At 37.8% G+C, this 17705-nt stretch carries 14 protein-coding genes and 1 pseudogene; 1 reads left to right on the forward strand and 14 read right to left on the reverse strand.

Features of this window, described 5'->3' with window-relative positions; all coding sequences use genetic code 11:
* Nucleotides 1–15: 15 nt before the first annotated feature.
* From ACESNQ_RS04715 to tgt, 5 genes are all read right to left on the reverse strand, one after another.
* Entirely contained in the window at nt 16–2643 is a 2628-nt protein-coding gene (locus ACESNQ_RS04715; RefSeq protein ID WP_373075380.1) for a YfhO family protein, read from the reverse strand.
* On the reverse strand, nt 2633–3583 hold the full coding sequence (gene pgfS, locus ACESNQ_RS04720; protein ID WP_223333994.1) for a glycosyltransferase PgfS: 951 nt from the start codon (nt 3581–3583) through the stop codon (nt 2633–2635). Before pgfS ends, ACESNQ_RS04715 begins: the two co-directional genes overlap by 11 nt.
* A 181-nt stretch (nt 3584–3764) precedes the next feature.
* On the reverse strand, nt 3765–4106 hold the full coding sequence (locus tag ACESNQ_RS04725) for a metal-sulfur cluster assembly factor (RefSeq protein ID WP_373075382.1): 342 nt from the start codon (nt 4104–4106) through the stop codon (nt 3765–3767).
* A gap of 118 nt (nt 4107–4224) precedes the next feature.
* Nucleotides 4225–6042, reverse strand: coding sequence for an acyltransferase family protein (locus ACESNQ_RS04730; protein WP_373075384.1), 1818 nt, complete (start codon nt 6040–6042; stop codon nt 4225–4227).
* Nucleotides 6043–6177: 135 nt separating this feature from the next.
* On the reverse strand, nt 6178–7320 hold the full coding sequence (gene tgt / locus ACESNQ_RS04735) for a tRNA guanosine(34) transglycosylase Tgt (RefSeq protein ID WP_373075386.1): 1143 nt from the start codon (nt 7318–7320) through the stop codon (nt 6178–6180).
* A gap of 116 nt (nt 7321–7436) precedes the next feature.
* Between tgt and ACESNQ_RS04740 the strand changes: the two genes are divergently transcribed.
* Nucleotides 7437–8294: a DUF975 family protein gene (locus tag ACESNQ_RS04740; RefSeq protein ID WP_373075388.1), complete on the forward strand. Its 858-nt coding sequence runs from the start codon at nt 7437–7439 to the stop codon at nt 8292–8294.
* 51 nt (nt 8295–8345) lie between these two features.
* Here ACESNQ_RS04740 and ACESNQ_RS04745 read toward each other — a convergent pair whose 3' ends face one another.
* The 9 genes and pseudogenes from ACESNQ_RS04745 to ACESNQ_RS04785 form a co-directional block, all read right to left on the reverse strand.
* Nucleotides 8346–9773: a cytosine permease gene (locus tag ACESNQ_RS04745; RefSeq protein ID WP_223334002.1), complete on the reverse strand. Its 1428-nt coding sequence runs from the start codon at nt 9771–9773 to the stop codon at nt 8346–8348.
* The gene (locus tag ACESNQ_RS04750; protein ID WP_223334005.1) at nt 9773–9958 is read right to left on the reverse strand and encodes a hypothetical protein; all 186 of its coding nucleotides are present in this window, start codon (nt 9956–9958) and stop codon (nt 9773–9775) included. The genes ACESNQ_RS04745 and ACESNQ_RS04750 overlap by 1 nt, the downstream gene beginning before the upstream one ends.
* A 1-nt stretch (nt 9959) precedes the next feature.
* A pseudogene (locus tag ACESNQ_RS04755) lies at nt 9960–11738 on the reverse strand (phosphotransferase).
* A gap of 237 nt (nt 11739–11975) precedes the next feature.
* Nucleotides 11976–13403: a cytosine permease gene (locus ACESNQ_RS04760; protein ID WP_223334009.1), complete on the reverse strand. Its 1428-nt coding sequence runs from the start codon at nt 13401–13403 to the stop codon at nt 11976–11978.
* Nucleotides 13403–13588 (reverse strand): hypothetical protein, encoded by a 186-nt coding sequence (locus ACESNQ_RS04765; RefSeq protein ID WP_373075391.1) that lies wholly within the window; start codon nt 13586–13588, stop codon nt 13403–13405. Before ACESNQ_RS04765 ends, ACESNQ_RS04760 begins: the two co-directional genes overlap by 1 nt.
* A gap of 1 nt (nt 13589) precedes the next feature.
* Nucleotides 13590–15368, reverse strand: coding sequence for a phosphotransferase (locus ACESNQ_RS04770; RefSeq protein WP_373075393.1), 1779 nt, complete (start codon nt 15366–15368; stop codon nt 13590–13592).
* Nucleotides 15369–15533: 165 nt separating this feature from the next.
* Nucleotides 15534–15896, reverse strand: coding sequence for a DUF1304 domain-containing protein (locus tag ACESNQ_RS04775; protein ID WP_373075395.1), 363 nt, complete (start codon nt 15894–15896; stop codon nt 15534–15536).
* 10 nt (nt 15897–15906) lie between these two features.
* Nucleotides 15907–16332, reverse strand: coding sequence for a MarR family winged helix-turn-helix transcriptional regulator (locus ACESNQ_RS04780; RefSeq protein WP_373075397.1), 426 nt, complete (start codon nt 16330–16332; stop codon nt 15907–15909).
* A 228-nt stretch (nt 16333–16560) separates the two neighbouring features.
* Nucleotides 16561–17694 (reverse strand): LysM peptidoglycan-binding domain-containing protein, encoded by a 1134-nt coding sequence (locus ACESNQ_RS04785; protein WP_373075399.1) that lies wholly within the window; start codon nt 17692–17694, stop codon nt 16561–16563.
* Nucleotides 17695–17705: the final 11 nt, after the last annotated feature.

A 17705-nucleotide genomic window follows, 5' to 3' on the forward strand; every position in this document is an offset into this window, starting at 1 on the left:
TCTACTCCTACTAAATCAAATCCATTTTTTATAAATTGCAAATCCATAAAGAGAGGTTGATAAGATTGAAATTATGAAACCTGCAACAAATCCAGCTGGCAAGTAGCTGATTTCAATTGTATGTTCACCTGGTGTAATCTTGTAGGCTAACAAACTATCCCAAACTTTAGCTGTTTCAACTACTTTTCCATCTACTTTAACAGTCCAACCTTTTTCATATGGGATACTGGTCATCATCCAAGTACTGTCATCAGTTATATTCACTGTTCCTTTAAAACTACGATTATCCCAATGAGTTAATTTTATTCCTTGCAGCTGACGTTCTTGAATGATACGATTTGCTAGAGCAGCATTAGAACGAGCCAAGCGCAGTCCAGATAAATTATATTCATTATCCGAATCAATTTCAATCGTTAAATCTGTAGGTTGACCAACTGAATTATGTGCAATCTGAATAAATTGCATTTGTTGGAATTTATCTTGGAATTCATAATTTTTGCCATTTAACATGACACGAATTTTATTTTTGTCTGTATGAGATAATATTTGCGGAATTGCTACCCAATAATCCTCAGCAGATTGAGGTACTAAATGATAGGTAATCGTTCCTGGTTTTGTAGAATCAATACGCTTATAGGTTTCCGGTTTAGACGGATCTACAACTTCCATATTGTCCAATTTCATCTCATTTGCTCCGAGTACAGCTAAATAATTTTCGCTCGTTGCCCCCATAGCTTGTACAATCTTATTTTGATTTTGAATCGGTTGATGGTTCTCTAATTTCACATTCACCGTTGCATCATTAACACCATAAGCAATTGGCAAAATCAAACCTGTCTCGAATGTCTTTGTTCTAGCAGCTTCATAAACAGGTGCTTTTGTCGTAATATCTTTACGCGTTACCATGTTTCCGAATACATACAATTTGGATGTATCAGGATAGTCTTCTTTAAGCACTGGTTTTGGAGTCACTAGATATTTTACTGAGAAGAGCGCATCTTGGAACGGAGTTCCTTGATAGTAGGTCGTTGCATTAATTCCGTTGTTTCCTAAACGGTCAAATAAATCACGTGTACTATTTTCCAGGTTGGAACTGAAAACCGATAGACCCGGATAATCCACCATAAATGGATCATTCTTACTTAAATTGAATGATTTATTAATTCTGTAAAAATCACTGTGGTCAGGTCTAATTGGATTAATCGCTTCCTTTAATTGTAAAACTGCATCGTGATACTTATAAGCGTCTGTATACCCAACTCTTGATTGAACAAGCGCTGCATTAGCTGTTAACTCAACTACAGTCAAAGCAGCTATAATCATCCAAGAGTGTTTCACTTTAGGATAGAATAAAGCTGCAAGCAAAACCACAAAAATCAAAATCGTTGCAAGACGTTGCCAAACTGTTAAGAAAGAGTGTTGTTGTAACTGTACAATAGAAAAGATAACTGCACCGCTAATCAGTAGGAAGCTAGCTTCTCTTTTAGTAAATTTTTCTACTTCTCGTAGACTTAGATAAGCCAAATAAACTAAAAAGAAAGCAATAATCCATGAGAAGCGATAGAAAAATCCAGCAGGATTTTGTCCCATATGCCACAACTTACTTGTAAATTCATGGGCACAAGAAATCAAAAACACTACGAGAACAAAACTTGCTGCAATTTTACTCCATTTTGAAATCTTACTTGAAATAAAGTAATAAAGTGTTCCTAGTAAACCAAAGCTAGCCACATATATATTTGGCAAGTTAGGTCCAGCTGGCCAAGAAGTATTATCAAAAGCTCCTAAAAAGAGTTTTGCTAAAATCTCAAACGGATTGATTTGTAACTTCCAATCAAATCTCAGAGTGCTTTGCAAGCCCCCTTTTGTTGATACCAAACTAATCAGAATTGGGAGCAATACAGCTGATACTATTCCAACAGCTAGTATAGATGCGGCAGCTAATTTCCCTATTCTTGTTAGAATAACCTTTTTATTTCGTAAGTTCTCTGAACGAATAATGTAGAACAAAGCATAAATGACCACAAAAATGCAGGTCATATAACCCATGTAAAATTGTACAAAGAGAGATAAGGCAAGCATGCCAATGTAGCCTCTCGGAGACTTGTTATCTAATACTTGTTCAACCCCAATTAAAACTAATGGAAGCATGATCATTCCATCATAGAAAATTGGGTTCATTTGATAACTAACATTAAACCCATTTAATGCGTAGATGGTAGCGACGATTGGAACCAAGTAGGCCTTATTCTTTAATCCATCATAACGTTTAACCAAGAAATGTGCCATGGTTAATCCCATCGCTCCATAACGTAAGGCAATAACAATTGGAACCACCCATTGGAAATTTTCTTCAGAGGTTAATAGAAAGAGTAAGTTAAATGGACTCAACAAGTTGAAGCCCCAAATCCCTAACATCCCACCTCCAATGGATTTAGAGAAAGAGTAGAAGAAACTACTCCAATCACCATTTAAAAATAAATGTTTGAAATAAGCATATAAGCCAATATACTGTGCGTTAAAGTCAACCGCCATGAGTGACTTTGTCCCGAAAGGAAAGAAGCCATCAATAGCCCAAGCCACAAACATGATGGCTATAGGTGCAATAAAACTTGCTAGATAGACTTTTTTCTTAGTCGTCATTTTGCTCTCCTTTCACAGTAATGTTCGTTTGGTCAACAAGATAATGTGGACGTTTCTTCACTTCATAATAAATCTTACCGATATATTCTCCGAGTACCCCAATAGAAATCAATTGAATTCCACCAAAGAGCACGACAGAGAAAATCGTTGTAAAGTATCCACTCACAAGTGAATCTGGCGCTACAAAGTATTGAACAAATGTCCAAAGAACGTATGCTAATGAGATTAATAAACAGAATAAACCAAAGTTAATGCACATACGAAGCGGTTTATCATTGAACGATAAAATCCCTTGAATTGCATAGTTCAATGAGAACTTCAATGAGTATTTTGTTTCACCTACAGTACGAACTTGGTTTTCATATTCGATAACTTTTTCATTAAAGCCAATCCAAGCAAAAATTCCTTTCGAAAAACGATTGTATTCTTGCATAGATATAATAGCATTTACAACTTTACGGCTAAACAATCGGAATTCAGAGACTCCGTCCATTAGCTCAATATCCATCATTTTATTAGCAAGTTTATAAAAATGTTTAGCTAAAAAAGTACGGTGACGTTTTTCTCCTGTACGTGTACGACGAGCACTTACAACATCGTATCCTTGCTCATAAGCTTCAATCATTTGTGGAAGCATTGCTGGTGGATGCTGCAAATCTCCATCCATTAGAATAACTGCTTCTCCTGTTGCATATTCAAGTCCTGCAATAGTTCCAGCTTCTTTCCCGAAATTTCGACTGAAGCTGATGTATTTAACACGTGAATCGCCAGCTGCGATGGCTAACATACGTTCAAAAGTACGATCCTTACTACCGTCATTAATAAAAATAATTTCAAATTCCGCTTTTGTAATTTGATTGATTTCTTTAACCAATTCATCATACATTTTTTGAATCATATTCTCTTCGTTATAAAACGGAATGACTACAGATAATTTCATATCTATCCTACCTTATTCTTTTTATTATAATCACTTCTACTATAATAACATTTTTTTGAGTGAAGTGGCTACTCTTAACAAAATTTTTTGTTTATTGTATAAAATTAAATAAACAAAAAAAGGAAAATACAAATCGGGTCTTTAATCCCGATTCATAATTCATCCCATATCCCTCTATTATTTAACGCGGGGGTAGCCCTAAGGCAATACGTCCATAGCGGCTAATACGTGTGATTTTCCATGCAGGAGACCAGGTCACCTCAACCTTGACATCCTCAATCCCATCAATTTGTTTTAAACCTGCTACAATCTCGATTGGCAGACTTTCTGCACAGTCACAGGCAGTATCGGTGAAGGTCATGACAATCGTACAAAGTCCAGCCTCATCTAAATAAATCTCATAAATCAATCCGAGATTGTATACATCTAGTTCTACATCTGTATCATATACTTTTTCGAGTACTTCAATGATTTGGTCTTCCAAGGCTAGAGCGCGGTCATTAATCTTGATGTCTTCTCTCATTGCATTCCCTCCATTTTTTGATTGTTCCTATTTTCTCATAATTCTGACAATTTGGCAAGTTTTTCCCAATCCTGTTTAAAGTAAAAAAAGTAGAGATACAATCTCTACTTTTTAGTGATTATTTTGATTTGACAGGTTTGTCTGCTAGAGCTTTAACAGCAGCATTAATGGTTTCTGCATAAAGTTTAGCGCCTTCTTCCTGCTTGGTCGTATCACTACCGAAGTGAACCTGGTCTGTTCCCTTCCAAATATCTGGATGATCTTTGGCGACTTGGTTCCAATCTGCAAGTGCAATATATGGATATTTTTGTGCCAGTTCACGCGCATAGCTTGCATACTGCTCAACATAAGGTTGCGTTTCCTGAGTGGTATCCCCCTCGTATGGAGTCACAAGGACAAGCTGATGTCCCTTAGGTAGATTTGTAATCAATAGTTCCAAATCGGCCTTATAATTTTCAGGATTATTAACACCAGTTGCAATGACTACAATCTTAGGCAAGGCTTTATTCTGACTGTAATTCAACATCAATTCATTTGCCTGTTTGGTATTTCGACTGATCTGACCATCAATCTGAGCATCTGGCAAGAGTTCTTTCAGCCCGTCTGAAGCACGTAAGGTTACTGAGTCACCAATGATGGATACACCCTCAGCTATATTATAGCGACTGGCTTCTGCTTGATCCGCCATGGTTTTTGTTCGGTTGATATTGGTTTGCGCCTGATTGAGGCCACTGACCATCAAATCCGTTTCAAATGCACCGACTTGAGGAGCTGTCAGTATCACGACCACGGTAATCAAACTAAGAACACCAGCACTACCAGCAAAGATTGGTTTAATGTGCGGAATTTCTTTTGCCTTTTGCAAGAGTTCAGTAGATTTTCCTGCTATCAAAGGTTCGATGACATAGAAAGAAAGAGTTGCGAAGATATAAGAGAAGATGGTCGTTAAAATCACTGCTAGCAGGTTGCCCATCAATTGAGAAAAGATAATATAAAACGGCCAGTGAAAAAGATAAACAGCATAGCTAGTATCTGCTAAAAAGCTGATGATCTTTGGCTCTTTGATCGTCGGTGTTTTCTCATGCAAAAGGCGTGCTGCAACAATCATCAGAAGGGCAGCTAAGCTTGCAAACAAGAATCCAAGTAAATAAGCAAAGAGATATGTAAATTTCACAAAGAAGGTCAGTAAGAGCAAAACTCCGAGTCCAGCTCCAAAGACTAACAAGGTCTGCTTCAAATCCAAGCTTTTATTCAAACGTTTAAGAAGAGGCGTCGTATGACGAACCCCTATCACGGTAGCAAGTACACTACCTAAGAAGAAGGGATAAACATGAGTCAAACTTGAAAAGTATACTGTTGAGTAGGAACTTACAATAAAGCTACCAATAAACATAGAAAGGAAGCTAATCATAAAGGTTGCTGAGGAAAGTAGGAAAATCATTCCTCGTAGTTGTCCACTTGTTTTTGCTCGTTTGGACAAGAACCAGACTGCTAAGCCCCACAAGATATAGTAATGAACTTCAACAGCTAAGCTCCAGTTGTGAACAAAGAGGTGAGGGATAAACTGAGACTCATAACTACCTCCTGTCAACATTTCATAGAAGTTAGTCATAAATCCAAGAACACCGGCAATCTGACCACCGATTCCTGCCACATAATCCTGACGAACCAAGAAGGTGAAGGGCATAACGATGAGGACCATCAAAACAACTGGCGGAAAAATTCGATAAAAGCGTCGTCTAAAAAATCCTAGGATATCAATTTTCCCTTTTTGTCCAAACTCTTCTAATAAGAGTGATGTAATTAGAAAACCTGAAAATGTGAAGAAGACGTCAACCCCGAAGAAACCTCCTGGGAAAACTGTCTGAAAGAAATGATACAAAAGTACCAAAAGCAAACCTGTAATCCTAATCAAGGAAAACCATTTAATACGCATACGAGTTTATTCTCCATTCATTAGATAGGCGAGAAAAGCCATCTAATTTTCAATCCATAGTACCTTTATTTTATCAAAAAAAACAGAAAAATCCTAAGATAAAACTTAGGATTTTTAGCTGATACTAAGCTAAATTTAGAAGTTGCGTCCTGACTTGTTATAACCATATTTTTCAACAAAATGTTCACGGAACTCAAAAAGATTATCATCCATGATAGCCTGACGAACCTGCTTCATGAGGTTGAGCAAGAAGTAAAGGTTATGGTAACTCGTCAAGCGGATACCAAAGGTTTCATCAGCCTTAAGCAAGTGACGAAGGTAGGCACGGGTATAGTTCTTACATGTGTAGCAATCACACTCTGGATCAAGTGGTGTAAAGTCCTCCGCAAATTGAGCATTCTTGACAACCAAGCGACCTTGACTGGTCATACAAGTCCCGTTACGAGCGATACGAGTCGGTAAGACACAGTCAAACATATCAACCCCACGAATAACGCCATCAATCAAGCTATCTGGCGCTCCTACTCCCATCAAGTAACGAGGTTTGTTTTCAGGAAGCAGCTGAGTCGTAAAGTCCAAAACTGCATTCATCTCCTCATGGGTTTCTCCAACAGCTAGTCCACCGATAGAATATCCTGGGAAGTCCATACTTACAAGGTCTTGAGCTGATTGACGACGAAGATCTTCAAATCCTGCCCCCTGTACAATCCCAAATAGACCTTGATCATGCGGACGACGGTGAGCCTTTAAACCACGCTCTGCCCAACGGCTAGTACGTTCAATCGATTTTTTCACATAATCATAAGGTTGATAAAATTGGGGACATTCGTCAAAGGACATCATGATGTCTGAGCCTAGATTGTTCTGGATAGAAATAGCTTTTTCAGGCGAAAGGAACATCTTAGAACCGTTGAGGTGGTTCTTGAAGGTTACTCCTTCTTCTGTAATATTACGGCTATCCGCTAGAGAATACACTTGGAATCCACCGCTATCCGTTAAGATTGGTTGGTCCCAATTCATGAACTTGTGGAGACCCCCAGCACGGGCAATGAGTTCATCCCCAGGGCGAAGCCACAAGTGATAGGTGTTAGATAGGATAATCCCTGAACCCATCTCTTTCAATTCTTCTGGCGACTGAGTCTTGACCGTTGCCTGAGTCCCTACTGGCATAAACATAGGCGTTGGGAAGGTTCCATGGGGTGTGATAATCTCACCCAAACGAGCTCCTGTGTGTTTTTCTTTTTTAATCAATCGATATTTGATTGGCGAATCTGACATTTTTTACCTCCGAAGCTGGGAAAGACAGTCCCAGTTCTTACTTTTCGCCCAAGGGCATACTGTATGATTCTATCAAAAAAAACAGGAACTGTCACGAACTATGGTATAATGAAAGAATGAAGTACCCAAAAATTAATTTAAAAGAAGTTCGCGAGCAGGCTAGACAATTTCAAGCCGAGCACCCTCGCTTGCTGCTTGTCTTTTTATTACCAAGTATTCTCTTTATTCTATCGAGCTTTATCAGACCTTTATCCCTACTTGATGAAGGCATTCTTGAACAGTCCTTCTTGAGTTTTCTAGGGATCATAATCCAGTCTGCTCTCTTTCCGATAGCCGTTGGATTTACAAGTTCTATTATCCTTGCTGGCGCTCTCTTTACTACCATTAATCTTTACAGAATTTCTGAGATTGAGCTTTCCTTTAAGGATAGCTTGTCCTTATTTGACCATCGCTTCTTTACCCAAACTTTTCTAACGCTCTTACTCAAGCGTTTCTATCTCTTTTTATGGAGCATCCCTAATCTTTTTGGAGTCTATTTACTCTTTTATAGCAGTGCTATGGCTCGTAAATTTGTGGAACTTCATCCCGAATTTCCATCTGTCGACGTAACAAATCCAGATATCGAACACTTCCTACTTACTTTTGCTCTCTATTTCTTTGGTAGCGTCCTAGTAATGATTTTAGGAACTATTATCTATCTGCCACAGTATTATGCCTATTCCCAAGTTGAACTACTTTTATGTGACACCCTTGCAATCGGAATTGCCAAACCGAGCCGCGTGCTGCATACCAGCCGCTTTCTCATGAAAGGCTATAAGTTCCAACGCTTTGTCCTTGATTTACAGCTACTTCCTTGGTATCTCCTTATCTGGATTAGCTTTGGAATTGCAAGTATCTCTATCTTCCCTTATATCTATAGTAGCCAAATCTTCTTCTATCAAAGACTACTTGAAATCAAGCGGAGAAAAGTTTAACAGCCGTTATTAAAAACCAGCACCTTCATAGAAAGTGCTGGTTGTTTTTATTTAAATAGTCACTTGATCTCTATCTTTAACCATGTAGTGTTTCAGCGGAGTTAGGCTTGCTAACCAATATAGGAAGCCACCAAAGATCGCTGTAAATCCACTACCTGTTGTAACCAAGAAGATTGAGCTCTGGATTTGAGCAGTTACTGGATTGTAGACAAATAGTACAGCTACAACTAGTGAAATGAATACACAAGATAATCCAACGAGATTAAAGCCTTTTGTGAATTCATATGCCTGATGGCCTTCAAGGAAGTATGCTGAGCGCAAATCAAGTTTGCGTTTTCTGAGCAAGAAATAATCAACAACAATCATTCCAATAATAGGACCTTGAATATAGGCTGCAAGAGAGATGAAGGAGCCAAAGTATTCTTCCACTCCACCCCAGATTGTCAGAGCACTTACATAAACCATGGCAATCCAAACCATTAACTTGTAGCTTACCTTAGGCATCCCACTCTTGACAATCATACAGTTTACATAAGACCCTGTTCCTTGTGTTCCGATATTGGCAAAAGCTACTAGTAATAAACTCAAGAGAGCAAAGGCTGGAGTACTTAGTGTTGAAAGCATGGTTGTTGGATCACTTTCGTAAACTCCTGTTTTTACAAACATAGCTAGAGCCATAACACCACCCGTCGCAACGAAGAAAGGCGCTACTACACCATATGACAAGGCTGTTGCCCAATAACCGCTACGTTCTGTTTTAGCTAAACGTGGCAATACAAGAGCCTGAGTAGACCAAGAAAAGGCGAAGGCTACGTTCCCTTCTCCTGAAAGCATGAAGCGTTCAAGAGGAGTTAGATCTCCTTGTATTGCTGGTTGAATATTCATAATATCTGCAATTGGTACCGCTACGAAACAAATACCTACGATGATCAAACCTACAAGTAACAATGCGATAACCAAGAAACGGTTTGTCCACTTAATGACTTCAGGTCCACCAAGAGCAATTAAAGTTCCCAAGAAGACACAGAGTGTCCCAAGAATCGGTGCCCATAACCCCTTATCAAGTCCAAGTCCAAAACTATTCGCCAAATGAATCATAGAACTTGCAAACAGATTTGCAGCAACAGCATACCAACCAAAGTTAGCTAAACTAATTACGGTTGATAAGAGGGCTACTCCACGTTTCCCTAAAACCGCTCGGAGCCAAATCCACAAATCAATTCCGTATTTGACTGCAAATAAGATAGGAAGACATTCAATAAAGACCCAGATAATATTAAAACTAAAAATATTAATCAGCATTTGACTGAAAGTCAAGTACTGAGCTACATAGGCACCTTGCGTGTAGCACCAAGTTGCAATCGCAAAACCACTGGTTGATAAGAATAAGTCCCAGAAGGAATATTGACGATCCTTATTAGTCATCGGTACAATACCTGTTATGGTTTCTTGCTGAATAAAGTCATTCATTTTTGACATTATTGGATTCCTCCTGTCATGGCTAGGATAATCAAAAGTAGGTTAACGATAACGGCAAATGTTACTAGGATAAAGTCCTTTCTCAGGAATGGTTTTGGAAACTCATACTCTGGAGATTCCATCTCTTCTAGTCTATGCTTGGTCTCTTCTGCGACTAGTTGTTCAATTTCAGATACAGTTTTCATCTCAATCTTCCTCCAAATACATATTTAATGCAAGCTGACCATATTGTTTGGTATAACGATACCAAATGTACAAAAATTCTCCGACAGGTTTACCGACACTCTCTTGGAATAAGGCCCACAAAAACCAATAATAAGATGTCACTGCCACATAGGCTAAATAGTGACGTTTTGTTTTTGTATCTGGAACTTCTTGCAAGTAAATCTCAAATACTTTCTCAGCTTGTTCAACAGTATAATTCGAACAACCAATAAAAGTACCTAAATCCCCTGCAGGGTCTCCCATACCAGAATATTCCCAATCAATCAGACTCATCTCCTCTTGTTCATTCAAGAGAAAATTAGGACTGTAGGAATCCCCGTGACAGAGAACTTTTTCCACCTTGTCTTTCTTTATAAAATCTACTAGAGTTGTAATTGACTGATCTAGCTCATCAAGTCCATCAAACTCAAAACGATTGCTTTCCTGTAACTTTTCTTTGAAATCATCGATTCCTGCAATTAAATCAAAATTATGAGTTGTTTTTTCTCCAGATTGGTGTAGTTCTCTCAAGAGTTCCATGGCTTTTTCAACATGGTCCCAATTATCATAGTCGAGAGTTCTCGCATTCATTATAAACTCTGAAATTTTCCATCCCTTATCTTTATTCATAGCAATAAAGGTGCGATCAATTTGTAATTTTGCAGCTACTTCCATAGAAGCTGCTTCGCTAGAACGATCGATGTATTTTTCAGTACCTACCCCAGGATGACGGTAAACATATTTTTTCCCGAGACAATCAAAACTAAAGGATGTATTAGTCAGACCATCTTTTAGAGGTTTGATATTTATGATATCTGAAGCGATACAATGTAAGGTTTCACAGATATTATCGATAATCTCCGAATTAGAGTTCATCAAGTACCGCTCATCAAATTGTCGTAATTCATCCAAGGAATCAAACTCCTTGATAATATCTGCTGAATAATGACGCGCTACTAGGTGCAACTCGTTGACATGACGGCTATAGTAATCCTCCCAAAGTTGTTCTTTGTAAGGTTCGTGTTTAAATTCTTTTTCTAAAATCTCAACGAATTTTTCACTAAATGCCTGGTCAAAATACACGTGACCTACCATAGCCCATGTGTTTTCTCCACCAATCTGAATTCCTTTAATGATGTGATTGGCATCTTCTATCGCGCAGTATTCATCTGTTTCCCCTTCTGCAAATATTGTTGAATAATAGCCTCTATAGATATATTTTTCAAATGGGTTTTCAACAAAATAATTATCTGACGAACAAATATAGGTATTTGACAGCTGATCTCTAACTAGCATTAGTGATGAACAGTTGTTGTATTTGTAGTAGTCATTGTTTACAACGATTTTTACACCATATTTTTCTGCAAGGTAAAACATTTTTTCCTGCATATATCCTACAATAACTGTAATATCCTCTATACCTGCCTCTTGTAACTGTTCGATTTCTCTTTCAATCAGACGTTGTCCTTTGACTTTTAACAGCCCTTTAGGAATTTCATAAGATAACGGAGCAAATCGGCTACTCATTCCAGCAGCCATAATGACTGCATTTTGAACACGAAAAGGCTCTAAAGCATCTTTTCCCAACTCAGATAAGTGACCCTCTTAGTCAAGAAAATGAGCTTCTTTCATCTCTTTAAACAAGGAATTAACCTTTCCTAGAGAAAGTCCTAATTCTTCTGCTAATTCTCTTTGTGTAAAATCCTCTTGTGGATGATCCAGCAAGAAAGACAAAAACTTAAATTGTTTTTCTGAAATCATACTGACACCTCTTTTGTTCAGTTTTTTGTTAGAAATCATTGTAACATGAACACTTCTCTTTGTCAACTGTTGCTAGAATAAAAAAGCAAATCGATCATCCCCCCGTATAACGGGTGGTTTCTTGTCTCTCACCTAACGGAGCGAGACGGACTAATAGTCACATAATCAAAATACCCCCAAAAGTTAGATTTTTTCTGTCTAACTTTTGGGGTACAGATCAATGCTGGTTGTTTTTATTTAAATGGTTACTTGATCTCTATCTTTAACCATGTAATGTTTCAACGGAGTTAGGCTTGCTAACCAATATAGGAAACCTCCAAAAATCGCCGTAAAGCCACTACCTGTTGTAATTAAGAAGATCGAACTTTGAATTTGTTTAGTTAGGGGATTATAAACAAAGAGTACTGCAACTAACAAAGATACGAATACACAAGACAAACCAACTAAATTAAATCCTTTAGTAAACTCATAAGCCTGATGTCCATCTAAGAAATAAGCTGATCGTAAATCTAATTTCCGTTTTCTTATCAAGAAATAATCAACAACAATCATTCCAATAATAGGTCCTTGAATATAAGCTGCAAGCGAGATAAAAGAACCAAAATATTCTTCTACGCCACCCCAAATTGTTAACGCACTCACATAAATCATGGCAATCCAAACCATTAGTTTATAGCTCATCTTAGGCATACCGCTTTTAACAATCATACAGTTCACATAGGATCCTGTCCCTTGAGTTCCAATATTTGCAAAAGCTACTAGCAATAAACTAAGAAGAGCAAAGGTAGGAGTACTCAAGGTTGAAAGCATCGCAGTTGGATCACTCTCGTAAACTCCTGTTCTTACAAACATAGCTAGAGCCATAACACCACCCGTCGCAGCAAAGAATGGTGCTACCACACCATAAGATAAAGAAGTAGCCCAATACCCACTACGTTCTGATTTTGCTAAACGTGGTAAAATTAATGCTTGCGTCGACCAAGAAAAGGCAGTCGCTACATTCCCCTCTCCTGAAATCATAAATCGCTCTAGCGGGCTCAAATCTCCTTGTACTGCTGGTTGAACGTTCATAATGTCAGTAATCGGAACTGCTACAAAACAAATTCCAACGATAATCAATCCAACAACTAGTAAAGCAATTACCATAAATCGATTAATACCTTTTATAACCTCTGGTCCACCAAGAGCAATCAAGGTCCCCAATAAGACACAAAGTGTCCCAAGAATTGGTGCCCAAATTCCCTTCTCCAGTCCAAGGCCAAAATTATTAGCTAGATGAATCATAGAACTGGCAAAAAGATTTGCAGTAACTGCATACCAACCAAAATTTGCTAAACTGATTGTTGTTGACAAAAATGCCACTCCGCGCTTCCCTAAAACCGCTCGAAGCCAAATCCATAAATCAATTCCGTATTTGACTGCAAATAAGATAGGAAGACATTCAATAAAGACCCAGATAATATTAAAACTAAAAATATTAATTAGCATTTGACTGAAAGTCAAGTACTGAGCTACATAGGCACCTTGTGTGTAACACCAAGTTGCAATCGCAAAACCACTTGTTGATAAGAATAGATCCCAGAAAGAATATTGCCGATCCTTACTAGTCATTGGAACAATCCCAGTTATGGTTTCTTGTTGAATAAAGTCGGTTGTTTTCGACATTATTTAATTCCTCCTGTCATAGCTAAGATAATCAAGATTAGATTAATCCCAATGATAACACCAATCAAAGCAAAATCTTTTTTTAAGAATGGTTGCGCAAAATTATAGTCTGGAGATTCCATTTCTTCCAGTCTTCGTTCCGTTTCATCTGCTACCAATTGTTCAATTTCAGATACAGATTTCATCTTATTTTTCTCCCAGATATAACTCTAATGAAAGTTGTCCGTATTGTCTGGTAAATCGATACCAAGTATAAAGAAATTCTCCAACAGGTTTTCCAACACTCTCTTGGAATAAGGCCCACAAGAACCAATAATAAGATGTCACTGCCACATAGGCTAAATAATGACGTCTTGTTTTTGTATCTGGAACTTCTTGCAAGTAAATCTCAAGTACTTTCTCAGCTTGTTCAACAGTATAATTCGAACAACCAATGAAGGTGCCTAAATCCCCTGCAGGATCCCCCATACCCGAATACTCCCAATCAATCAGACTCATCTCCTCTTGTTCGTTTAGGAGAAAATTTGGGCTATAGGAATCTCCATGACATAAAACTCTTTCAGTGTCATCCTGTTTTAAAAATTCTCTAATAGTTGAAATGTTTTTATCAAGTTCATCAAGTCCATCAAATTCAAAACGATTGCTAGCCTTCAATTTTTCTCTAAAATCATCAATTCCTACAAATAAATCAAAATTATGGGTTGTCTTCTCTCCAGACTGGTGTAGTTTTCTCAAGAGCCCCATAGCTTTTTCTACATGATCCCAATTATCATAATTAAGCGGTCTAGCGTTAGGGATAAATTCTGAAATCTTCCACCCTTCGTTTTTATCCATTGCAACAAATGTTCTGTCTATTTGCAGTTTTGCTGCAATTTCCATAGAAGCCGCTTCGCTTGATCTGTTGATATATTTTTCAGTTCCTCTTCCAGGATGACGATAAACATATTTTTTATCAAGACAATCAAAGCTAAAGGATGTATTGGTTAAACCATCTTTGAGTGGTTTAATATGAACAATATCCGAAGCATCACAATTCAAGGTCTTGCAGATGTTATCAATAATCTCAGAATTAGAATTCATCAAGTAGCGGTCATCAAATTGACGCAACTCATCTAAGGAATCAAATTCTTTAACAATATCCGATGAATAATGACGAGCTTCTAGATGCAATTCATGAACATTGCGGGTATAGTAATCCTCCCAGAGCTGTTCTTTATAGGGCTCGTGTTTAAACTCAGTCTCTAAAATTTTTACGAATTTTTCACTAAAGGCGCGGTCAAAATACACATGGCCTACCATAGCCCAAGTGTTTTTCCCACCAATTTGTATATCAACGATCATGTTGTTGGAGTCTTCGGTAGCACAATATTCGTCTGTCTCTCCTTCCACAAATATCGTTGAATAATAGCCTCTATAGATATATTTTTCAAATGGGTTTTCAACAAAATAATTGTCCGATGAACAAATATAAGTATTTGATAGTTGATCTCTAACCAACATTAATGAAGAACAGTTATTGTATTTATAGTAATCATTATTTACAACGATTTTTACACCATATTTTTCAGCAAGGTAAAACATTTTTTCTTGTAAATAACCTACAATAACTGTAATATCTTCTATACCTGCTTCCTGTAGTTGTTCAATTTCCCTTTCAATCAGGCGTTCCCCTTTGACTTTTAACAATCCTTTTGGTACTTCATAAGACAATGGTGCAAATCGACTACTCATTCCAGCAGCCATAATCACTGCATTTTGTACTCGATAAGGCTCTAAAGCTTCTTTTCCTAACTCAGATAGGTGACCTTCTTGATCAATCCAATTGAATTCTTTCATTTCTTTAAGTAGGGAATTAATTGTTCCTAAAGAAACTTCCAATTGTTCCGCTAACTGTCTTTGTGTAAACTCCTCCTGTGGATGCTCTTGCAAAAAAGATAATAGTTTGAATTGTTTTTCTGAAATCATATTGACAACCTCTTTTGTTCAGTTATTTGTTAAAAACCATTGTAATATGAACATCTCTCTTTGTCAAGCATTACTAAATAAAAAAGCGAATCTAAATAGACTACTTACTATTTATAGTTATCAACCAATAAAAACCAGCACCTTCATAGAAAGTGCTGGTTGTTTTTATTTCAAGAAAAGGATACTTAGCAAGGTTAGAATAGCTGGTCCACCCTGCTTTAGAATAATTTTTTTATCCGCAGTTAAGGAACCATACGCCGCTGCTCCTATGACAAATAAAACAAAGATTGTTACGATTTCTAAACTATGCGAAAAATAAATCCCATAGATCAGAAATACTCCAATCAAGGCATTATAAATCCCTTGGTTTTTAAACAGTGAGCTAACAGATGGTCGTACCAACTCTTCCTTGTCCATATGAAAGACTCGGCTGGTTGCATCTGATTGGGTTGCTACACTCTCCAAATAAAAGATATAAAAATGTTCCAGGGCAACAAGAGTTGCCAAAATAGTGGTAATGAGTGACATGTTTTTCTCCTTAAAATTCTATTTTTTCTAGACCTGAGACTAGTTTTGTCAGTAAGGTTGTCAGCTCTTGCTGCTCACCAGCTGATAAGATGTTCTCCATCTGCTCCTTCACTTTCAAGTGATGTTTAGGCGGATTGACCAAGAGTTGATTCTTAGCTTCTTGGGTTAATTCAACTAGGACTTCTCTCTGATTGATCGGATTACGATTACGTTTAACATAGCCCTCTGACTCTAAAACCTTAAAATGACGGGTCAAAGCTGCCTGGTCAATTTGTAACTTCTCTTGAACGGCAGTTTGGTTACACGGCGACTTTTGCAATAAAAACTGCAGAATTTGATAGCGGGTCAAACTAATACCCAATTGTTTCTCAAAAAGTTGAGTAATGGTCTGATCTACTAAATGGAGCTGGTACAGTAATTCATTGATTTCTGACATTTCTATTCCCTTGTTAAAATTTGATTCATCAACTATTGACTTATCAAGTATAATACAAGCAGATTAAAAACGCAACTATTTTGCTCAATCCGTTAAATTTATCTCCTAGCCACAATCCCAGAAAACTAGGTTCCCAAATTTTATGTCTGGAGTTTATCTTTGCTATCTAAGAATTTGAAAATAAAAAAGAAGTGGAAACTGAATCAGTTCCCAACTTCTCATTCATTATTAGTTCATTGATACGTGAACGTGGTCATAGTGGTTTTCTGTTACGCTACCACGATCTGGCATTGGATTCCAAGTGTAGGCTGGTCCGTATTTGCTATCGTATGGTGCGTAGAAACGCTGTTTCCAGATGATGTAGTTGATACCACGGCTAGCCATATTTTGGATAGCATAATCTGCAATTTGATCACCGAGAGCTGAACTTACTGGAACCATGAAGTCAATAGCAAGACCTTTTCCGTGGTCACCTGGATCTCCTGGACGATAACCACTAAATGATGTGATACCAAACAAGTTAGCTACTTCTTCTTTAAATGCAGCTGTTTGTGGTTGGAGACCTGCATTTTCAGATTTTGTTGCTGCAATAGTTGCATAATCAGGAGCCGCTGGCGCTGTATAAGTTGCCGATGCACCTTGGCTTGGTTCGGCTTGGTAAGTTGCTGGAGATGATTGAGCTTCTGTTACAGCCTCAGTTGTTGCTTCTGTTGTAGTTGTCTCCTCAACAGTAGTCGTTGTTTCTTCAACTGTTGTAGTTGGTTCAGCAGCCGTAGTTGGTTCCTCAACTGTAGTTGTTGGTTCAGCGACCGTAGTTGTTTCCTCAACTGTAGTTGTTGGTTCAGCGACCGTAGTTGTTTCTTCAACGACAGGTGCCGCAGCTTCAGTAGTTGCTTCTGACGATACTGTAGTTTCTGCTACAGCTTCAGTTTCTTCAACTGGTTGTGTCAAATCTTCGACTTGAACAGTTTGTTCATCTACTGTTACTTGATTCGTTGTTAAATCTGCTGTTGCACTTGCTACATCAGAACCAACTTCTTGAGGTGTATAAACCTCAACCTCTGTTACTTCCTCATTGTCGTTCACAGTTGTAGTCAGTACAGTTTCTGGGAAAATCAAATCAATATTAGTGATTTTGTTCAAGTTTGCAAGGACATTTAAGTCTACTCCCAAAGCCTCTGCAATCGTGCTTAGGGTATCTCCGTACTTAATTGTGTAACTTGTTTTATTTTCGCTTTTAGCAACATCGTTTTGAATTTGCTCAACTGAACGTGGTGACCATACAATTTCTTCTGCTTGAGTCGCCAAGGTAGGGGCAAGTGATAGAGCTACTGTTGATGCTAAAATAATTCGTTTCTTCATACTATTCAAAC

The organism is Streptococcus infantis (assembly GCF_964243025.1).
Lineage (GTDB): Bacteria > Bacillota > Bacilli > Lactobacillales > Streptococcaceae > Streptococcus > Streptococcus infantis_N.

Coding starts and splice junctions, on each gene's coding strand:
- pgfS (WP_223333994.1), bottom strand. CDS start 3,583: ATGAAATTATCTGTAGTCATTCCGTTTTATAACGAAGAGAATATGATT.
- ACESNQ_RS04775 (WP_373075395.1), bottom strand. CDS start 15,896: ATGTCACTCATTACCACTATTTTGGCAACTCTTGTTGCCCTGGAACAT.
- tgt (WP_373075386.1), bottom strand. CDS start 7,320: ATGTCAGATTCGCCAATCAAATATCGATTGATTAAAAAAGAAAAACAC.
- ACESNQ_RS04760 (WP_223334009.1), bottom strand. CDS start 13,403: ATGTCGAAAACAACCGACTTTATTCAACAAGAAACCATAACTGGGATT.
- ACESNQ_RS04765 (WP_373075391.1), bottom strand. CDS start 13,588: ATGAAATCTGTATCTGAAATTGAACAATTGGTAGCAGATGAAACGGAA.
- ACESNQ_RS04770 (WP_373075393.1), bottom strand. CDS start 15,368: ATGATTTCAGAAAAACAATTCAAACTATTATCTTTTTTGCAAGAGCAT.
- ACESNQ_RS04725 (WP_373075382.1), bottom strand. CDS start 4,106: ATGAGAGAAGACATCAAGATTAATGACCGCGCTCTAGCCTTGGAAGAC.
- ACESNQ_RS04780 (WP_373075397.1), bottom strand. CDS start 16,332: ATGTCAGAAATCAATGAATTACTGTACCAGCTCCATTTAGTAGATCAG.
- ACESNQ_RS04750 (WP_223334005.1), bottom strand. CDS start 9,958: ATGAAAACTGTATCTGAAATTGAACAACTAGTCGCAGAAGAGACCAAG.
- ACESNQ_RS04740 (WP_373075388.1), top strand. CDS start 7,437: ATGAAGTACCCAAAAATTAATTTAAAAGAAGTTCGCGAGCAGGCTAGA.
- ACESNQ_RS04730 (WP_373075384.1), bottom strand. CDS start 6,042: ATGCGTATTAAATGGTTTTCCTTGATTAGGATTACAGGTTTGCTTTTG.
- ACESNQ_RS04715 (WP_373075380.1), bottom strand. CDS start 2,643: ATGACGACTAAGAAAAAAGTCTATCTAGCAAGTTTTATTGCACCTATA.
- ACESNQ_RS04745 (WP_223334002.1), bottom strand. CDS start 9,773: ATGTCAAAAATGAATGACTTTATTCAGCAAGAAACCATAACAGGTATT.
- ACESNQ_RS04785 (WP_373075399.1), bottom strand. CDS start 17,694: ATGAAGAAACGAATTATTTTAGCATCAACAGTAGCTCTATCACTTGCC.